At 72.7% G+C, this 19,620-nt stretch carries 7 protein-coding genes; 2 read left to right on the top strand and 5 right to left on the bottom strand.

Annotated features, from left to right (window positions below):
* Positions 1-8: 8 nt before the first annotated feature.
* Positions 9-530, bottom strand: a complete 522-nt coding sequence (locus ACFVYR_RS19675; protein ID WP_384257305.1) for a GNAT family N-acetyltransferase — start codon at positions 528-530, stop codon at positions 9-11.
* A gap of 317 nt (positions 531-847) precedes the next feature.
* Between ACFVYR_RS19675 and helR the strand changes: the two genes are divergently transcribed.
* Positions 848-3,031 carry an RNA polymerase recycling motor ATPase HelR gene (gene helR / locus ACFVYR_RS19670; RefSeq protein ID WP_384257307.1) on the top strand — a complete coding sequence of 728 codons (2,184 nt, stop codon included), beginning with the start codon at positions 848-850 and terminating at the stop codon, positions 3,029-3,031.
* Positions 3,032-3,110: 79 nt separating this feature from the next.
* On the opposite strand, the gene ACFVYR_RS19665 is transcribed toward helR, so the two are convergent.
* Positions 3,111-3,323, bottom strand: a complete 213-nt coding sequence (locus ACFVYR_RS19665; protein WP_384257309.1) for an MbtH family protein — start codon at positions 3,321-3,323, stop codon at positions 3,111-3,113.
* A 160-nt stretch (positions 3,324-3,483) separates the two neighbouring features.
* Here ACFVYR_RS19665 and ACFVYR_RS19660 point away from each other — a divergent pair, with 160 nt between their 5' ends.
* Positions 3,484-4,701: an alpha/beta hydrolase-fold protein gene (locus ACFVYR_RS19660; RefSeq protein ID WP_384257311.1), complete on the top strand. Its 1,218-nt coding sequence runs from the start codon at positions 3,484-3,486 to the stop codon at positions 4,699-4,701.
* A 261-nt stretch (positions 4,702-4,962) separates the two neighbouring features.
* Here ACFVYR_RS19660 and ACFVYR_RS19655 read toward each other — a convergent pair whose 3' ends face one another.
* The 3 genes from ACFVYR_RS19655 to ACFVYR_RS19645 form a co-directional block, all read right to left on the bottom strand.
* Positions 4,963-6,588 (bottom strand): ABC transporter ATP-binding protein, encoded by a 1,626-nt coding sequence (locus ACFVYR_RS19655; protein ID WP_384257383.1) that lies wholly within the window; start codon positions 6,586-6,588, stop codon positions 4,963-4,965.
* Positions 6,589-6,736: 148 nt separating this feature from the next.
* A complete protein-coding gene (locus ACFVYR_RS19650; protein WP_384257314.1) occupies positions 6,737-17,689 on the bottom strand; it encodes an amino acid adenylation domain-containing protein in 10,953 nt (3,650 codons plus the stop codon).
* Between the two features lie 56 nt (positions 17,690-17,745).
* Entirely contained in the window at positions 17,746-19,548 is a 1,803-nt protein-coding gene (locus tag ACFVYR_RS19645) for an ABC transporter ATP-binding protein (RefSeq protein ID WP_384257316.1), read from the bottom strand.
* Between the last annotated feature and the right edge of the window lie 72 nt (positions 19,549-19,620).

The raw sequence follows: 19,620 nt of genomic DNA, 5'->3' as shown, positions 1-19,620 counted from the left end.
CCCGCTCTTCACAGACCCAACGTCAGAATCCTCGCGTTGCGTCGCGGATCGAGTGAGGCCGCCCAGGAAGCGGGCGCCAGCCGCGTGGTCGTGGGCGCGAATCCGTACCGGAGGAACAGGTCGCCGCCTCCCGTAGTCGCCGTGAACAGCGCTTCGAGCGACTGGGCGTGTGCGACAGCCAGTACGGCGCGCAGGAGCCCGCCTCCCACGCCGCGGCCCTGCCGGTGCCCTGCCACGCAGAAGTTGTACAGAACGCCCACGGGCCCGCGGCCCTCCCCCGGCGCGGCCGGGTACACACGCAGACCGACGCAGCCGTCGAGCGGCGCACCGGGTGTGTCCGCCACGAGGAAGTCGGCGGCCTGGGCGGCGTACAGCGAGGCCGGGCGTTCCCGTAGCGCCCCCGAGCGTACGAACGGCCGGGAGAGGGCGGCGAGTGCGGCGGCGTCCTCCTTGCGTGCGGCGCGTACGTGGGGCGTACGCGTGGGGAGCGCGTGCGGCAGCGGGGCAGGGCGCGGCGTAGCCGTGATCAAGGCTTACCTTCCTCGGTTCCACGTCGAAGGACGGCTCGTCACGTCGCCGCGTCACTTCCCGACGACCAAGCAAAGTAAGGCTAGCCTTACCTAAATAGAGGCGTCCAGTCGGGGTCGACCCACGGGCAGCGAAGCGCCCCGACGCTGCTCGTTTTGGGAAGGGCGAGGAAAACGCCACGCACTCATCACGCGGCAACAAGAAAGGCAAGAGGGAAGTACTCACCTCTTGCCACTCTCAACTTATAGCGCACCGGGGGGCTTGCGGCAAGGCCCCGGTCCTGGCGCACAATCGCTGGCCTCGGATCGGAGATGATGACGTGAACCCCTTGGCCACCAGCGCTTTCCACCTTGCCGACAACCTCTCGCACAAGGCCGACCCGGCGCTGATCGCCGCGGACGACCGGCACTTCGCGGCCATCGCGGAGAGCCTCGACCAGACCATCGCCGAACTCTCCGGCCGTCTCGACGACTTGCGCAAGGCGCCGGGTGGCATCGGCCGGGAGGCGATGGACCGGGACTCGGAGATCCACCGGCTGAGCGGGCGCCTGCGCGCACTGCGCCGCTTCGGCCTCGACCTGTGTCTGGGGCGCGTGGTCGCCGCGGACGACACCGAGCCCCTGTACATCGGGCGGCTCGGCCTCACCGACAGCGAGGGCCGCCGGCTCCTCGTCGACTGGCGCTCACCCGCCGCCGAACCGTTCTTCGCGGCGACCCACGCCAACCCGATGGGACTTGTGAGCCGCCGCAGATACCGCTGGGGCGGCGGTCGGATCAGCGACTACTGGGACGAGGTGTTCACCGCCGAGGGCCTCGAACACCACGCCGCGCTGGACGACCAGTCCGCCTTCATCGCCAGCCTCGGCGGCAACCGGTCGGCCCGGATGCGCGACGTGCTCGGCACCATCCAGGCCGACCAGGACGCCATCATCCGCGCGGGCTCGCGCGGCGCGCTCGTCGTGGACGGCGGCCCGGGCACGGGCAAGACCGTCGTCGCCCTGCACCGTTCCGCCTACCTCCTCTACTCCGACCCGCGCCTCGGCCACCGTCGCGGCGGCGTGCTCTTCGTCGGGCCGCACGAGCCCTACCTCGGTTACGTCGCCGACGTCCTGCCCAGCCTCGGCGAGGAGGGTGTGCAGACCTGCACGCTGCGGGACCTCGTCACCGAGGGCGCAGAGGCGGCCACCGAGGCCGACCCGGACGTGGCCCGGCTGAAATCGTCGGCGCGGATGGTGGGGGCGATCGAGAAGGCCGTCAGGTTCTACGAGGAGCCGCCCACCGACGCTCTGTCGGTCACGACGGCCTGGTCCGAGGTCCGGGTGAGCGCCGACGACTGGGCCGAGGCCTTCCGGGCGCCGGGTCCTGGCACCCCGCACAACGAGGCGCGCGAGCAGATCTGGGAGGAGCTGGCGACGATCCTGATGGACAAGCAGGGCATGGACGAGGAGGAGGACGGCATCTCGGCGGACGCCTACCTGCGGTCGCTGCGCCAGGACCGGGAACTGGTCACCACCCTCAACCGGGCCTGGCCGCTCATCGAGGCCGTCGACCTGGTCTCCGACCTGTGGACGGTCCCCGCGTATCTGCGGATGTGCGCACCCTGGCTGGACCGCGACGACGTGGCGAAGTTGCAGCGCAAGGAGGCACCGCAGGCCTGGACCGTGTCCGACCTGCCGCTGCTCGACGCGGCGCGGCAGCGGCTCGGCGACCCGGAGGCGGCGCGGCTGGAGCGCCGCCGGGCCGCCGCGGTCGCCGCCGAGCGCGAGCGCATGGCTCTCGTGATCGACGACATCGTCTCGGCCGCCGACTTCAACTCGGCGGGTGACGACAGCGAGGGCGCGGTGCGGATGCTGCGCGGGAAGGACCTCCAGGACAGCCTGATCGACGAGAGCGCCCTGCCCACCGCCGATCCGGACCGGCTCGCGGGGCCGTTCGCGCACATCGTCGTGGACGAGGCGCAGGAACTGACCGACGCGGAGTGGCAGATGCTGCTGCTGCGCTGCCCGTCGCGGAGCTTCACCATCGTCGGGGACCGCGCCCAGGCGCGGCACGGGTTCGCCGAATCGTGGGAGGAACGCCTGCGGCGGGCCGGGCTGGACCGGGTCGAGCTGGCATCCCTGAGCATCAACTACCGTACGCCGGAAGAGGTGATGGCGGAGGCGGAGCCGGTGATCCGGGCCGCGCTGCCGGACGCCAACGTGCCGACGTCGATCCGCAGCAGCGGCATCCCCGTCGTCCACGGGACGGTGGCGGAGCTGGACTCGGTCGTCGGCGGCTGGCTCGACGAGCACGCCGAGGGGGTGGCCTGCGTCATCGGCGATCCGACGTTCCGGGCGACGTCCCGGGTCCGGTCGCTGACGCCGGAGCTGGCCAAGGGGATGGAGTTCGACCTGGTCGTCCTCGTCGACCCGGAGGCGTTCGGCGAGGGCATCGAGGGAGCGGTCGACCGCTATGTCGCGATGACCCGGGCGACTCAGCGGCTCATCATTCTCACGAGCCGCTGATGATTGCGTACGGGGTGGTGAGCGGTCCCGGGTACGCGGGGGGTCCCGGGTACGCGGACGGTCCCGGGTACGCGGGCAGTCAGCTGTCCATGGACTCCGCGAGGGACCTGGGGCGCAGGTCGGTCCAGTTGGTCTCGACGTACTCCAGGCAGGCGTCCCGGGTGTTCTCGGCGAAGGCGATCGTCCACCCTCCGGGGACCTCGGCGAAGGACGGCCAGAGCGAGTGCTGCCCCTCGTCGTTCACCAGGACCACGAAACGGCCTTCGGGGTCGTCGAAGGGGTTGGTGCTCATGGGTCAGTGCCTCCTGCGGCGCGACGAGCGCTGAACGCGGGCCGGAACAGGGCCTGTTCAGACGGCGGTACGGGATGGAAGGGGAAGCCTTGATTAGGTTAGGCTCCCCTAATTATTGGGAGCTTAGCCTGTCCCCCTTCCCTCTCACAAGGAGACGTTCATGCACACGGAGAACGCCTCGGGCGCCTTCGCCGGGTACGGCCTGTCCGGCGAGCCCGGCACCGAAGCGTTCTGGGCGGGGGTGGTCCGGGGGCCGGTGTCGGTGCCGGTGTCGGTACGTGCTGATGGCGGCGGTGACGGCTGGGTCACCCTTTTCCTGTGGCGCCGACGCGGCGAGGCGGCGGGTGACGGGTCGTCGGTGAGCGTCGGCTTCGAGAGCTGGTCCCCGCCGGTGCCGTTGCGCCGGTGGGGCGACACGGACTGCTGGTACGCCGAGGTGCGCATGCCCGCGCGGTTGCGGGTGACCTACCAGTTCCTCGTGGACGACGCGGCGTACGCCGATCCGCTCAACCCCGTGGGCGCGGGCGGCGACCGGTCCATCGCCGCCACGCCGGACGCGCCGGCCCAGCCGCACTGGCCGCTCGTCGGCGCGGACGACATCCTGCCTCTTCCGCGTACGCGGATCCGCTGGGCCAGTGAGCGGCTCGGCGGGCGGCGCACGGTGCGGGTGCATCCGGTGGGCGGGGGCGGGCCGGTGGTGCTGCTGCTCGACGGGGACGACTGGCTGTATCTGCACCCGGCCATGGACGCGTTCGACGCGGCGTTCGCCGCCGGTGAGATGCCTGCGGTCACGCTCGTCTTCCTCCCGGCCAAGGACCGGGAGGCCGAGTTCACGTGCGAGCGTGCGCTGTGGGAGGCGGTGCGCGATGAGTTGCTGCCGTTGGTCGCGGAGTGCGGTGTGCCTGCCGATCTCGACCGGCTGGTGGTCGCGGGGCAGAGCCTCGGTGGGCTGAGCGCGGTGTACGCGGCGCTGGAGTTCCCGGAGCTGGTGTCCCGCGTCGCCTGCCAGTCGCCGTCGTTCTGGTGGTCGCGGGATGCGGTGGGCTCGGCGGACCCGATGGGCGGGGCGGTCGGGGGGGCGGTTGCGGCGCGTCTTCGGGAGCGGGGGTCTGCCGACCTGTCCGGCACGTCCGACCTGTCCGGCACGTCCGCCCCGTCGGCCCCGTCCGGTCCAGCCGGGGTGCCCGACCTGTCCGGGCTGCGGATCGCGTTCGATGTCGGGGAGCACGAGGGGGCGATGCTGCCGCATTGCGAGGTGGTCGAGGGGTTGATTGAGGGGGCGGGAGCGGTCGTGCGGGTTTCTCGGGCGGCGGCTGGGCATGATCGGGCTGGGTGGCGGGAGGGGCTGCTGAGGGATGTGGCGTGGGTTCTGCGTTAGCGCGTTGGCGGGGCGGGGCGGGGCTGTGGGCGGGTGCTCGGTTCCTGGGCATGTAAGTCGGCCACCGGCCCGGTGGGGGCCGTTCGCGCAGTTCCCGGCGCCCCTGGCGGGACCTTCGCCCGCCCCGACCCGACCCGCGACCCTCACCTCAGACATGTAGGTCCCCCACCGGCCCGGTGGGGGCCGATCGCGCAGTTCCCCGCGCCCCTGGCGGGACCTTCGCCCGCCTCAACCGGACGTGCCACTTGCGCAGGCCTCACCTCAGCGCGCCACCGCCAAGCAATAGGCCTCGTCATGGGCGAGGAGATTCCGGTGGGTGTCTTCTGCGGTGATCCTGCCGTCGTTCAGGACCAGGACTCGGTCCGCGGCGTCCAGGAGGGCGGGGCTGGTGGTGAGTACTACCGTGGTGCGGCCCCGGCGGAGTTTGGCCACGTTGCGGGCGATGAGTTGTTCGGTGACCGCGTCGACGGCCGTCGTCGGGTTGTGCAGGACGAGGATGTCCGTGTCGGCGGCCAGCGCGCGGGCCAGGGAGAGGCGTTGGCGCTGGCCTCCGGAGAGGTTGGCGCCCCGGTCACGGACGGGGTAGTCGAGTCCTTCGCGGTGCAGGGCCACGACATCGGTCAGCATGGACGCCTCGACCGCCTCGGGGAGCGAGCGGCTGGTGCCCGACGGGTCGATGTTGGTGCGCAGGGTGCCCGCGAAGATCTCCCCGTCGTAGGGGTTCACCAGCATGTGCTCGCGGACCGCCTCGACCGACAGGCCGGCCAGATCCTGGCCGCTGAGCCGCACCACTCCCTCGTACGCCTCGGGCGGCACCTGCGCGGCCAGGACCGACGCGAGGTCGGCCACCGGGCGCGGCTGGTAACCGGCGATCGCCACGAACTCGCCGGCCGCCACCGTGAAGGTGAGGTCCTGCAGAGAGCCGTACCGGACGCCGTCGACCGCCAGGTCGCCGCCCGCTGCGGGGCGGCCCGGGCCCGGGTTCGTGACCGGCGGCGCCGAGAGGACCAGCGCCATCCGCTCGGCCGATGCCCGCGCGATCATCACGTACTTGGGCATCTCGGAGAACATCTTGAGCGGCTCCATGATGAACTGCGCGAGGCCCACGGCCATGACGAGTTCACCGATGGTGATCCGGCCCTCGAAGGCCAGCCAGCCCGCCGTCAGGGTCACCGCGGCCGCGAGGACCGCGTTGAGGGCCTGGGCCGTGCCCGCGTAGACGCCGTTCACCTTGGCGACGGTGACCGACTGGTGCTTCGCCTCCGCACTGACCGTCCGGTAGGAGCGGAACGCCGCGTGGTTGCCGCCGAACCCGTGCAGCGGGCGCAGGCCGGTGATCAGGTCGGCGACCTTCGCGCCGGCCCGCGCCACCCGGGCCTGCTGTTCGCGGGTGCTTGAGCCGATCCGCTTGGACATGACGCTGAGGACCGACAGGATCGCGACCGTTCCGACGATCACGAGGAGGCCGAGCCGGAGGTCGGCCATGCCGAGGGCGACCGCGGCGACCACCACCGCGACCAGTGAGCTGATGAGGAGCGGCACCACCTCGATGATGTCCGCGGTCTGGTCGGCGTCCTCCGTGGCGATGGTCAGCACCTCGCCGGATTTCAGGTCGACCTTCCTGGCCACCGGCTGGAGCCCGCAGGCCGCGACCCGCACCCGCCAGCGGTGCGCCTCCGTCGTGTTGGCCTTCTGCAGGACGCGCATGCCGAACCGCCACGACAGCGAGACGGTCGTGATGATCACGGCGAGCGCGCCGATCGACAGGCCGAGCGCGCCGAGGGTCCGGTCGTCCTTCATCGTGTGCTCGACGATCAGGCCGAGCGCGATGGGGAAGGCCGTCTCGCCCGCCTGGTACAGGCCCATGAGCAGGGTGCCCAGGGCCATGGCGCCGACGTTGCGGCGCAGCGCGGCCTTGAGGATGTCGGCCCCTCGGCGGGGCTCCTGCGGGTCAGGAGCCCCGTGCGGCGGGGTGGCAGAAGTCCCCTCGGGAGTTGTCTCGGGAGTCGCCTCGGGAGTTGTCTCGGGTGTCGTGTCAGGAGTTGTCATCGAGGTGGCGGGCAATCGCTTCCGGGGTTCGGAGGGTGAACAGGTCACGGATGGTGACCACGGGGCCGTACTCCCGGCGGAGCAGCCCGATGAGGCGCACCGCCAGCATGGAGTGTCCGCCGAGGGACACGAAATCGCTCACCGCGCTCACCTCGTCGTCGTCGAGGTCCAGGGCTTCCGCGAAGAACTCGCAGACCACGCTCTCCGTCTCGGTCTCAGGGCCGCGCTCCCCCGCCGTGGTCAGCGCGCCGAGCGGCTTGGCCTCCGGCAGGGCCTTGGTGTCGGCCTTGCCGTTCACGGTCAGCGGGATGCTGTCGACCTCGGCGTAGTGCGTCGGACGCAGGAAGTCCGGAAGCCCGGCGCCCACTTCTGCGGCGACGGCGGCCAGGTCGGCGCCGTCGAGCACCAGGTAGGCGGCGAGGCGGTAGGCGCCGTCGACCTGCGGGTCGGGCTGGGCGACCGCCGCGGTGAACCGCACCGCCGGGTGCGCCGCGAACGCCGCCTCGACCTCGCCCAATTCGACCCGGTGGCCGCGGATCTTGACCTGCTGGTCGGTGCGGCCCAGGTACGTCAGGTTCCCGTCGGGCCTGCGCACGACGAGGTCACCGGTGCGGTACATGCGCTCGCCGGGCGCGCCGAACGGGCAGGCGACGAAGCGGTGCGCGCTCTGTCCCGGCTGCCCGAGGTAGCCGCGGGCGATGCCGATGCCCGCCACGTACAGCTCGCCCGGAACACCGTCCGGCAGGGGCCGCAGCCAGGGGTCGAGGACGTAGACCTCGGTGTTGTCGATGGCGACGCCCACCACCGGATCCTGGCATTCGAAGGTGCCGACGCCGAGGGTGTTGATGGTGTATTCGGTGGGTCCGTAGAGGTTGTAGCCGACCGTGCCCTCGGTCTCGGCGAGCCGCTGCCAGAGCGCCGGGGTGACGGCCTCGCCGCCGAGCAGCACGAGCGCGGGCCGCCGTTCCGGCTGGTCGAGCAGGCCCTCGGCCACCAGCTGCTGGGCGTACGTCGGGGTCACGTTGATGACGTCGATGGCGTGTTCGGCGCAGTACGCGACCAGGCCGGGCGCGTCGCGGCGCAGCTCCTCGTCGCAGATGTGCACCTCATGGCCGTCGGCGAGCCACAGCAGCTCCTCCCACGACATGTCGAACGCGAACGACACGGTGTGGGCGATGCGGAAGGTGCGGTGGCCGTGGTCCGCGAGGACGGGCTCGAAGATCCGGCGCTGATGGTTGATCAGCATGTTGGTGAGCCCGGCGTACTCGGTCACCACGCCCTTGGGCCGCCCCGTCGAACCCGAGGTGTAGATCGTGTACGCGGGGTGGCGCAGGCGGTCCGGGTCGTCCGGCGCGAACGTCGTGTACGGCTCGGCCGCGGGCAGCGGGCGGTCCAGTTCGATCAGCTCGCCGGAGCCGGCCGGGCCGCCGGTGAGCCGGGGCGAGACCGTGCTCACGGTGAGGATCACGGCGGGGCGGGCGTCCGCGACGATCGCCGCGATCCGCTCGTCGGGGTGGTCCAGTTCCAGCGGTACGTAGGCGGCGCCGACGCGCAGTACGGCGAAGAGCGCCACGATGGAGTCGAGCGAGCGCGGAATCGCGAGGCCCACGGTGGTCTCGGGGCCGATGCCGCGCGCGGCGAGCACGCCCGCCACCGCGCGGCTGCGGTCCCGCAGGCCGGCGAAGGTCATGGTCGCGCCGTGCGCGACGAGGGCGATCCGGTCCGGGTCGCGGTCGGCCGCCCGGTCGAACCGGTCGACGACGGTGTCCGTGCCGACGTCGGTGCGTTCGGCGGGCGCGGGCTCCCGGCCGAGGCCCGGCAGCGTGCCGAGGGGGCCGGTCGCGCGGGCCAGGTCGTCGAGGACCCGTACGTAGTCGTCGAGGAGACGGCGGGCCTCACCGGTGTCGCCGTGGCGGTGCTCCAGCTTGACCGTGAGCCGGTCGCCGGGCGTGACGACCCAGGTGTACGGGTAGTGCGTGGAGTCGTCGGCCTTCACCGAGGTGATGCCGTGGCGGGCGTTCATCTCGGCGAACGCGTCCATGTCCAGGAAGTTCTGGAGGACGAAGAGGTTGTCGAAGAGGGTGTCGTGGCCGCTGGCCCGCTGGATCTCGCCGAGCCCGAGGTGCTCGTGCTCCATCGCCTCGACCCGGGACGCCTGCACGGCCGACAGGTAGCCGCCGACCGTGTCGTCGGGCCTGGCCCGCGTCCACATGGGCACGGTGTTGAGCAGCACGCCGACGATGTCGGACAGGCCCTCGCCGTCACGCCCGGAGACGGTCACGCCGAACACCGCGTCACTGCGCCCCGTGTGCGCGCCGAGCAGCAGCCCGAACGCGCCGGTGAGCACGGAGTTGAGCGTGACGCCGTGCGCCTTGGCCGCGTCGCGCAGCGCCTCCGACTGGTCGGCGGTGAGGGTGTGCACGAGGGCGGGCGGCAGCTCCTGGGAGAGGACCGGCGTCGGCCCGGCGAGCAGGGTCGGGCCCGGCAGCCCGGCCAGGTGCTCCGCCCAGAAGCGTTCGGATACGGCGGGGTCCTTGGCGGCGAGCGTCCGGGCGTACTCCTCGAAGCCCGGCGTGGCCGGGGCCGCGTCGAGGGGCTCGCCCGCGAGGACGGCCTCGTAGGCGTCGAACAGGTCCCGCAGCACGATCTCGCGTGACCAGCCGTCCCACAGCAGCAGGTGGTAGCTGAGCAGCAGGCCGTCGCGGCCCTCGGGCAGGCGGACCACGGTCAGCCGGATCAGCGGCGGTTCGGCCGGGTCGAAGCCGGTGTCGCGGTCGCGGGTGCGCAGCGCCTCGACCTCGGCTTCATCGGTCAGTTCGACGGTACGGACGTCGACGCGGCGGCCCGCCTTGAGGACCTGGACCGGGTTGCCGTCGTCGTCGGTGGTGAAGCCCGCGCCGACGGCCGGGTGGCGCGCGATGACGTGCGCCATCGCCTCGGCCAGCGCGTCGGTGTCAAGACGCTGGTCGAAGGCGAACCAGCTCTGGGCGACGTAGTGCCCGGCCGAACCGGCCAGCTGGGCCTGGAAGTACAGGCCGCGCTGGAGCGGGGTGACGGGCGCCGTGCGCTCGGCGGTCGCGGACGCGTCCGCGACACGCTCCAGTGCGCGCGTCCAGTGCTCGGTGATGTCGTCGGGGACGCCCTCGGCGAGGGTGAAGGCGGCGTGCAGGCTGCCGGTGGCGTCGTCGGTCCACGCGTTGACCTCGACGGCGTACGGGCTGGGCTGCTCGCCGCCGGTGATCTGCGGCGCCTGCGATTCGCGGCCCCGGCCGAGGTAATTGAACAGGACCTGCGGGCGGGCGGTCAGCAGGGGCGCGGTCTGCGGGTTGAGGTAGCGGAGCCTGCCGTACGCGGTGTGCCCGTCCTCGTCCGGCTGGCGTGCGGCGACCTCGCGCGCGGCGGCGACGGGGTCGGTGTGCGCGGTGAGGCGCACGGGCGCGATGGAGGTGAACCAGCCCACCGTGCGCGTGTAGTCGTGGTGTTCGAGCGCCGGGACCCGGCCGTGCCGCTCCAGATCGACCGCGAGGTCGGTGGGCGACGGCTGGACGCGGGTCAGCGCGGTGCGCAGCGCGCCGCAGAGCAGCTCGGTGAGGCCGACGCCGAGCGCGGCGGGCGCGGTGCGGGTCACGCGGTCGCTCACGTCGGGCGGGAGTACGACGGTGCTCTCGCGCAGAGCCCCCACGGACGAGAGGAGTCCAGGCGCCCCGAGCGTGTCGATCCAGTGCCCGAGGGTGTCGCTCGCCTCGGTGGACCGGAGCGTCAGCGCCTCGGCGTACTCCGCGTAGGACGTCGTCGGCGGCACGAGCCCGGCGCCGCCGAGCGCGGTGGTGAGGTCGTCGAGGATGACCAGCCAGGACACCGCGTCGACGGCGAGGTGGTGCACGGTGACGACCAGGGTGCGGCTCGCGTCGAGCCAGGAGAACGCGATGACGTCCCCGGATTCGGGGTCGAGCCGTCCGGCGGCCTCGTTCGCCGCCGCGGTGGCGTCCGCCGCGTCCGTGCGGACGACGGCGACCTCGCGGGCGGGTTCGGTGCCGAGTGCCCACACGCCGTGCTCGACGCGCAGCCGCAGCCGCAGCGCCGGGTGCGCGGCCACGACGGCGTTCGCGGCGCGCCCGATGTCGGCGAAGCCGACTCCCTCGGGGACCGGCACCGTCCTGGCCTGGGCGAACCGGTCCAGTGAGCCGCCGAGTTCGCGCTGGCGCAGCATGATCGGCGTCGGCGGCAGCGGGCCGTCCGCGCTGCGGGCCGGTGCGGGCGCGGCGGCCTGCGGCGTACTCGCTGCCAGGTGCTCGGCGAGCGCGCGCGGCGTACGGAGCAGGAACACGTCCCGGGGCGCGATCGGCAGGCCGAGCGCCCTGGCCCGGTTGATGACGGTGATGGCGACGATGCTGTCGCCACCGGCGGTGAAGAAGTCGGTGTCGGCGTCCACGGCGGCGCCGGGCAGCGTCTCCGTGAAGATGCCGATCAGCTGGGTGAGCGCAGACCCGGCTTCACCTGTGGGCGCTTCGTGGCTGGTCGGGCAGGTCTCCGGCGTGGCCGCCCGCTCCGTGAGCGCCTTGCGGTCCAGCTTGCCGTTGACGGTGAGCGGCAGGGCGTCGACCGGCAGGACCCGGCTCGGCACCATGTGCACCGGGAGCTTCGTCGACAGCAGTGCCGCGAGGTCGCCCGGGACCCGGCCCACGACGTGCGCGATCAGGTGGTCGCCGGTGTCCGCGACGGTGACGGCCGCGTCGACCACCCCGTCGAGTCCGCGGACCGCCGACTCCACCTCGCCGAGCTCGATGCGGAACCCCTTGAGCTGCACCTGGTCGTCGGCGCGGCCCGCGAACTCCAGCTCGCCGTCGAGCGTGCGGCGGGCCAGGTCACCCGTGTGGTACATCCGGGAGCCGTCGTCCGCGAACGGGTTCGCCACGAACCGGCCCGCGGTCAGGCCCGGCCTGCCGAGGTAGCCGAGCGCCACCTGGTCACCCGCGACGTAGATGGCGCCCACCCGGCCCGGCGGCACCGGCCGGAGCCGGTCGTCGAGCAGGTAGGTGACCAGGCCGGGCAGCGGGCCGCCGATCGGGCTGACGTCGTCGCCGGGACCGAAATCCGCGTCGCTGAGCACCCGGTGCGTGACGTGCACGGTGGTCTCGGTGATGCCGTACATGTTGACCAGCTCGGGCGACGCCGTGCCGTGCCGCTCGACCCAGCCGCGCAAGCGCCCGAGGTCCAGCGCCTCACCACCGAAGATGATCTTCCGCAGCGCGCGGGCCGGTTCACCGGCATGCCGGTCGGCCTCGATGAACTGGTAGAACGCCGACGGCGTCTGGTTGAGGACGGTCACCCCGCGCTCGCGGACGAGCCGGTGGAAGTCGACCGGCGAGCGGGTCAGACCGTACTCCGGCACCAGCAGCTCACCGCCGTGCGCCAGCGCGCCCCACAGCTCCCAGACCGCGAAGTCGAAGGAGAAGGAGTGGAACTGGACCCACACGTCGTCGGGCCCGAAGCCCATGTCCGCCCGGGTGTTGGCGAGCAGCGTCACCACGCTGGAGTGCGGCACGACGACGCCCTTGGGGCGGCCGGTCGAGCCGGACGTGTAGATCACGTACGCGGGGTCGTGCCAGTCGGCGCCTGCGGCCGGGTTCCCGTCGGTGTCCGCCGGCGGCTCCTCCCCCTGGACCAGGACACGAGCCGGCAGTCCTGCCCGGTCGATGAGGCCGGTGAAGCGGTCCCGGTGCTCGCGGTCGACGAGGACGACCTCCGGAGCGGCGTCGGTGATGACGTACTCCAGGCGCTCGTCCGGGTACGCCAGGTCCAGCGGTACGTAGGCGCCGCCCGCCGTGACGATCGCGACCAGGGCGACGACCTGCTCGACGGAGCGCGGGACGGCGACGGCGACCCGCTTGCCGGGGCCTACCCCGGCCGCACGCAGCGTGCGGGCCAACTCGTCCTTCGCGGCGGCCAGTTCGCCGTACGTGAGGGACCTGGTGCCGCCGTCAAGGGCGCACTGGGTGACGGCTGTGGCCGTCGGATTCCGGTGCGCGGCGGCGTCGAACAGGCCGGCCAGGGTCGTCTTCTCGACGCGGGCGGGCAGCCGGCCACCGGCGGGTGCCAGGCCTTCGACCAGGGCGTCGACCGGTGCGTCGGGCCGGGTGAGCAGGCCGGTGAGGGCGTGGCCGAAGGTCCGCAGGACGGCCTGGGCGCTCTCCTCGCGGAGCAGTTCACCGTCGTAGATGAGGTTGAAGCGCGGGCGGCCGTCGGGCGTCCGCTCCACCACGAGGGTCAGCGGGTAGTGCGGGGCGCCCTCGTTCACGATGTCGGTGATGACGAGTTCGGCGTCGGGGGTCCGCAGGCTGTCGACGTCGGTCGCGACGTCGAACACCACGAGGGTGTCGAACAGCGGTCCCGCGCCCGCCTGGCGGCCGATCCGCGCCAGTGAGACGTGCTGGTGCGGCAGGACGGCGCTCTGGTGCTCCCGCACCGAGGCGAGCAGGTCGCGCGCCGTGGTCGTGCCCGTCCAACGGGCGCGCACGGGAATGGTGTTGATGAAGAGGCCGACCATGTCCCCGATGCCGGGCACATCGGCGTCGCGCCCGGAGACGGTGGAGCCGAAGACGACGTCGCTGCCGTGCAGGAGAGTGCCCAGCGTCACCGCCCAGGCGCTGTGCACGGCCGCGCTCAGCGGCACACCGGCCGTGCGGACGGCCGCGTCGATGTCGTCGCCCGGCGCCACGGCGGTGTCCGCGAACCGGTCGGAAGGCGTGTGCCCCTCGGCGACGAGCGAGGGACCGGGCAGCCCGGCGAGCTCCTCGCGCCACACCCGGTCGCTCTCGTCGTCGTCGCGTCCGGCGAGCCAGCCCACGTAGTCGGTGAAGCCGCCGAGCGGGTGCACGGTGCCCGGCGCGTGGTACTCGGTGAGCAGCGCGCGCAGCATCGGCGGCACCGACCAGCCGTCGGCGATGATGTGGTGCACGGTCTGCACCAGGACATCGCGACCGCCGCCCGCGCGGATGAGCGTGTACCGCATCAGCGGCCCGGTCGCCAGGTCGAACCCGGCGCGGCGGTCCCGCTCGGCGAGTTCGCGTATCTCGGCGTCGGTGATGCCGGGGCGGTCCAGCGTGGTGAACGGCGCCTCGACGCCGCTCTGCAGGACGGAGACCACCCGACCGTCGGCGAGGGCCGTGAAGCGCGCGGCCAGGTTCGGGTAGAGCGTGAGGAGGCGGGTGGCCGCAGCCGCGAGGCGGTCGGCGTCCACCTCGCCGTCCGGCGCCTGAAGGGTGAGGAGCTGCTGCTCGACGTACGCGCCCGCCGAGTCGTCGTCGAAGACGGAGTGGAAGTAGAGGCCTTCCTGCAGCGGGGTCAGCGGCAGGATGTCGCGCAGCCCGGGGCCTTCGAGGTCGTCGACGTCCCTCTGCGCGAGCTGGACCAGCGGGAAGTCGCTGGGCGAGTGGCCGCCCCCGTCGAGCGCGGCGAGGCCGGCGAGGGCCGTACGGAAGTAGCCGCCGAGGGTGTCGACGTCCTGGTCGGTGAAGACTCCGTCGGGCCAGGAGATGGTGGTGACCAGCTCGTACTCGTGGCCGTTCGCGGCGGGTTCGGCGATCGCGTTGAACTCCAGGGCGCGCGGCAGGCGCATGTCCGGGTCGCGCTTCTCACCCAACTGGCCGGTGGCGCCCGCGAGTTGCCAGTCGCCGGAGGCTCCCGCGTCGAAGCGGCCCAGGTAGTTGAAGAGCACCTGCGGTGCGGGGGCGTCGAACGCGGTGTCGGTCAGGTAGCGCAGGGCGCCGTAGGAGACGCCGTTGCTCGGCACCCGGGCGAGGTCTTCCTTGACCGCCTTGAGCGCGGCGGCGAGGTAGTCGGGGGCCGTGAGGTCGGGCGCGGTGCCGGGGTCGACGGTCACCGGGAACAGCGTGGTGAACCAGCCGACGGTGCGCGACAGTTCGGGTTCGAAGCCCGCGGCGCCCGCCACGAACCGCCCCTCGCGTCCGTGGCCCTCCAGCTCGATGTGGGCGAACGTCTGGTCCTGGCCGAGGTCGCGGCGCCACCGGGCGAGGGAGACGGCGAGCGCGGTCAGCAGGACGTCGTTGACCCCGGCGTGGAACTTCGCGGGTATCTCGCCGAGCAGCGCGGCGGTGACCTCGGGGCCTACCGACACGGTCCGCAGCCGCTCCCGCGCGACGGTGTCGGCCGCGGACAGCGCGCGCCGGCCCACCGGATGGTCCGCCGCGGGCAGGGGGCGCCGGAAGTAGTCGCGGTCGGCCGTGAAGTCCGCCTGCCCGAGGAGCTGGGTCCAGCGGCGGAACGACGTGCCGACCGGGGGGAGTTCGACCGGCGCGCCCGAGGCGACCTGGCGCCAGGCCGTGGCCAGGTCCTCCATCAGGACCCGCCAGGAGACCCCGTCGACCACCACATGGTGGGCGACGACGACCAGTTGGCGTGCCTCGCGCCGCCAGACGGCCCGCAGCATGACGCCGGCGTCCGGATCGAGGCCGGCGGTGGCGAGGGCGACGCACGCGTCGAGCGGCAGGTCGCTCTCCTGCCACACCGGGGCGTCCTGTGCCGCCTCCGGGATGTCGAAGCTCCAGCGGTCGCCGCGCACCAGCCTGGCGCGCAGCATGTCGTGGTGCCCGAGCACGGCGGCGAGGACCTCCTCCAGCGCGTCGGGGGTCAGCTCCGCGGGGGTGTTGAGGACCACGGACTGTACGAAGCCGTCGATCGCGTCCGTGGTCTCACCGAGCCACTGCACGATGGGCGACCCGGCGACGGGTCCGGTCGCGGTGTCGGCGTGGTCCACGGCGGAGACGTCCTCACGGCTCGCCACCGCGGCCAGCGCTCCCACGACGGTGTGGGTGAAGATCTGGCGCGCCGTGACGTAGAGGCCCGCGTCGCGCAACGCGCTCAGCAGCGAGATCGTCAGGATGCTGTCGCCGCCGAGCTGGAAGAAGTCCTGGTCGACGCCGACTTCGTCGAGCTGGAGCACCGCGGCGACGGCCGCGCAGACCACCCGCTCGTTCTCGGTGGTGGGCGGGGCGACGGCGCCGGTGCCCGTGGTGGGCTCGGGCAGGGCCTTGCGGTCGAGCTTGCCGTTGGCGGTGAGCGGGAACTCCGTCATCACGACGATGTGGGTGGGCACCATGTACTCGACCATGTGCTCGGCCGCCCACGCCTTGACGTCGTCGGCCCGCAGGTCCGCGTGGCCGGCGGCCGGGATGACGTATCCCACCAGGTAGGTGCCGCCCGCCGTGTTCTTCTTCGCGACGACGCAGGTGTACCGGACCCCGGGGTGCTCCGCGAGACCGACCTCGACGTCCTCGATCTCCAGGCGCATGCCGCGGATCTTGATCTGGTTGTCGGCGCGGCCGAGGAAGTCCAGGGAGCCGTCCGGGGCGAACCGGGCGAGGTCACCGGTCCGGTAGAGCCGGGAGCCGTCCGAGGCGAAGGGGTTGGCCACGAAGCGGGAGGCCGTCAGGCCGGGCGCGTTGACGTAGCCGCGGCCCAGCAGGAAGCCGCCCGCGTACAGTTCGCCGCCGACCCCGACCGGGACCGGGCGCAGCTCGTCGTCGAGGACGTACAGCTGGGTGTTGGGGTTGGCCTTGCCGATCGATGTCGACAGGCGTTCGGCGGCGCCCCGGTAGATGACGTGCGAGACGCCGATCGTCGTCTCGGCGGGTCCGTAGCCGTGGTACAGCGGGATGCCGAGCCGGGTGCGGAACCGCTCGTAGAGCTCGGGAGTCAGCACCTCGCCGCCGCACCAGACGTGCCGCAGGCTGTCCAGGCGCCCGGAGTCGCCCGCCATCTCCAGGAGGACGTCCAGCATGGACGAGACGAGATACGTGAAGGTGACGCGCTGTTCGGCGATCACGCCGAGCAGGTGGTGCGGGTCGCGTTCGCCGCCGGGCCGCAGGACCACGAGGCGGCCGCCACGGACCAGTGGCAGGAAGATCTCGTTGATGGAGATGTCGAAGGACAGCGGCGCCTTGAAGAGGGAGGCGTCGTCGTGGCCGAAGCCCAGGATCTCGCAGGACTGCCAGAGCAGGCGCTCGCTGATCGCCTCGTGCCGGATCATCGCGCCCTTGGGCCGCCCGGTCGAGCCGGACGTGAAGATCACGTACGCGAGGGCGTCACCGGGGACGGTCAGCTCGGGGGCCTCGGTGGGGCAGGCGCCGAACCGCCAGTCGCCGAGGTCGACTGCGACGGCTTCCGGTTCGTCGGGGGCGTGTTCGCCGGTGGCGTTGAGCTGCACGACGGCGCGGGCGTCCTCGATGACGACGGCGCGGCGCGCGGCGGGCCACTGGGGGTCGAGCGGCACGAAGGCGCAGCCCGCCTGGAGGACGCCGAGCAGGCCGATCACCATGTCGGCGGAGCGGCCGAGCGAGATGCCGACGACCTGTTCGGCGGTGAGCCCGCGTCCGATGAGGTGATGGGCCAGCTGGGCGGAGCGCTCGGTCGCCTCACGGTAGGTCAGGGACCGGTGCTCGTCGACGATCGCGACGGCGTCCGGCCTCGTCCGCGCCTGTTCGCGGAACATCTCGACGATGGTGGGTCGGACCCGGTCGGCGTCGGTGGCGTTCCACTCGGCCAGGGTCTTGAGCCGCTCCGCGGCGCCGGTCGGGCTGATGGTGCCGAGCGGCCGGTCAGGGAAGTCGGCCAGGTCGTCGAGGGCCAGCTGGGCGTCGGCCCGCGCGACGCCCTCGGGGACGGCGATGCTCCAGCCGTCCGCTCCCGCATCCCGACTGCCGGGGCCGGTCCCGCCGTTGTCCACCCAGCCGAGGACGTCGGCGAAGAGGGTGGCGGGGGTCAGCTCGATGCCTTCGGGGCTTCGGCCCGTCGCCCAGTACTCCAGAGCGATGGCGCACGCGTCGGCGACGGTCCGGTCGCAGTGGTCGCCGGTCCTTCGGCGTACCCCGGCCAGGCGGGTGGGTGAAAGCAGTACGAGGCGAGCGCTCGGTTCCATCATCGAAGACAGCGTCCCTTCCAGGTCAACGCAGTTAGGCTAGCCTAAATAAGGCTTGCCTAACTACCCTCTCGCCAGGCCTGCCACAGACGCGCGTACCTGCCGCCCAGAGCCACCAGCTCGTCGTGGGTGCCCTGCTCCACCACCCGCCCCGCGTCCAGCACGGCGATCCGGTCCGCCGCCATCGCCTGCGTGAGGCGGTGCGCCACGAAGAGCGTGGTCCGGCCCGCGCACGCGGCGAGCACCGCGCGCTCCAGCTCGGCCGCGCCCTCGCTGCCCGCCTCCGCCGTCGACTCGTCGAGCACCACCACCGGTGCCCGGCCCAACACGAGCCGGGCCAGGGCGATATGGGCGATCTTGGTGACGTCGAGGCGTTCGCCGCCCTCCCCGACCATGGTGTTCAGCCCCTCGGGCAGCGCCTCGACCCAGGCGTGGGCGCCGACCGTGCGAAGCGCGTCCATCAGTTCGGCGTCGCTCGCCCGCGGCGCGGCGAGCCGCAGGTCATCGGCGAGCGACCCGGAGAACACATGCGTCTCCTGCGTCAGGATGCTCACCACGGCGCGCGCGCCCGCCTCGTCCAGCTCACCGAGGTCCTGCGCCCCGACGCGCACCGTCCCGGCCTGCGGAGTCCCGATGCCCGCGATCAGCGCGGCCAGCGTGGACTTGCCCGCGCCCGTCGCGCCCACCAGGGCGAGCGAACCACCGGCCGGAATCGTCAGATCGACGTCCCTGAGCACCGGTTCATCGGCACCCGGATAGGTGAACGTCAGCCCTTCCACCGTCACCGGGTGCGGCCCGGCGCCCGCCGCCTCCACTGAGGCGTCGCCCACGAGCCGTTCCTGCGCGGACTCCCCGAGCACCCCGACGAGACGGGTCAGGCTCGCGCCCGACTTCTGCGCCTCGTCGAAGGTGAACATGATGGCGCCGAGCGGGGTGAACAGCCGGTGGAACATCAGCGGGGCCGCCGACACCTCGCCCAGAGTGGCCGCGTCGGCCTCCAACAGCGCGTATCCCACGACGAGGATCAGGACGAGCCCGATGAACTCGGCGCGGTTCTCCCGGCCCACGAAGCGGCCGAAGAACCGGAACACCTCGACACCGAGGTCGCGCACCCGCCACGACTCCTGGGTGACCTTCTCGCGGACACCGTCCTCCAGGCGGTACGCCCGGACCGTGTCGATCCCGTCGAGGCCGCTGATCAGCGCCTGCGCGCGGTCGGCCTGGGCCACCCGCTGCTTGCGGTAGAGCGGCGCGGACCTCGGGAGGTACCAGCGCAGGGCCAGCGCGTACGCGGGCAGCGCGCCGGCGCCCGCAAGGCCCAGCCGCCAGTCGAGGCCGAACATGCCGACCGTGGCGATGAAGACCAGCACACCCGCCGAGAACACCGTGGGGATGGCTGTCCGGATGCCCTTGGACAGCACGGCCACGTCGTCACCGACCCGGGAGAGCACGTCCCCCCGGCCGACCTGTTCGATCCGCGCGCTCGGCATCCCGAGCACCGCCCGTACGGCGCCTTCCCGCAGCCGCGCGAGCAGATCCGCGCCGAGGCGGCCGATCAGATAGGTCGACAGCGCGGTGGCCGCCGCGCCGAGCAGCGCGGCGACCCCCATGAGCACCCCGATCGTGGTGAGCACCGAGCGCGAGTCGCCCTCGACCACCCCGTCGACCACCCGGCCGAGCAGGAGCACGGGCAGCACCTGGAGCGCCGCCCCCGCCACCGTGGTGAGCACGGTGGCACTCGTCAGCCAGGGCACTTCGCGGCAGTGCGACGAGACCCACCGGGTGGCCTCACGTCCCGTCGCCGTGCGCAGAGTCGCCGGGGCGGCGGGGGTTTCGGTGGTGCGGGTCTCGGTGGTGCTCACACGTAGGCCAAGTCGAAGCGGGGACGGGACGGGTCGAGCGGCATCCCTGGGTGACGGGACGGGTTGAGCGGC

Source organism: Streptomyces sp. NPDC058284 (genome assembly GCF_042881135.1).
In the GTDB taxonomy this organism is placed as follows: Bacteria; Actinomycetota; Actinomycetes; order Streptomycetales; family Streptomycetaceae; genus Streptomyces.
This window is presented reverse-complemented; position numbering and strand designations above follow the sequence as displayed.

Excerpts from the sequence above, each read along its gene's own strand:
- ACFVYR_RS19665 (WP_384257309.1), bottom strand. The coding sequence starts at position 3,323 with ATGAGCACCAACCCCTTCGACGACCCCGAAGGCCGTTTCGTGGTCCTG.
- ACFVYR_RS19650 (WP_384257314.1), bottom strand. The coding sequence starts at position 17,689 with ATGATGGAACCGAGCGCTCGCCTCGTACTGCTTTCACCCACCCGCCTG.
- ACFVYR_RS19655 (WP_384257383.1), bottom strand. The coding sequence starts at position 6,588 with ATGGCCCTGGGCACCCTGCTCATGGGCCTGTACCAGGCGGGCGAGACG.
- ACFVYR_RS19660 (WP_384257311.1), top strand. The coding sequence starts at position 3,484 with ATGCACACGGAGAACGCCTCGGGCGCCTTCGCCGGGTACGGCCTGTCC.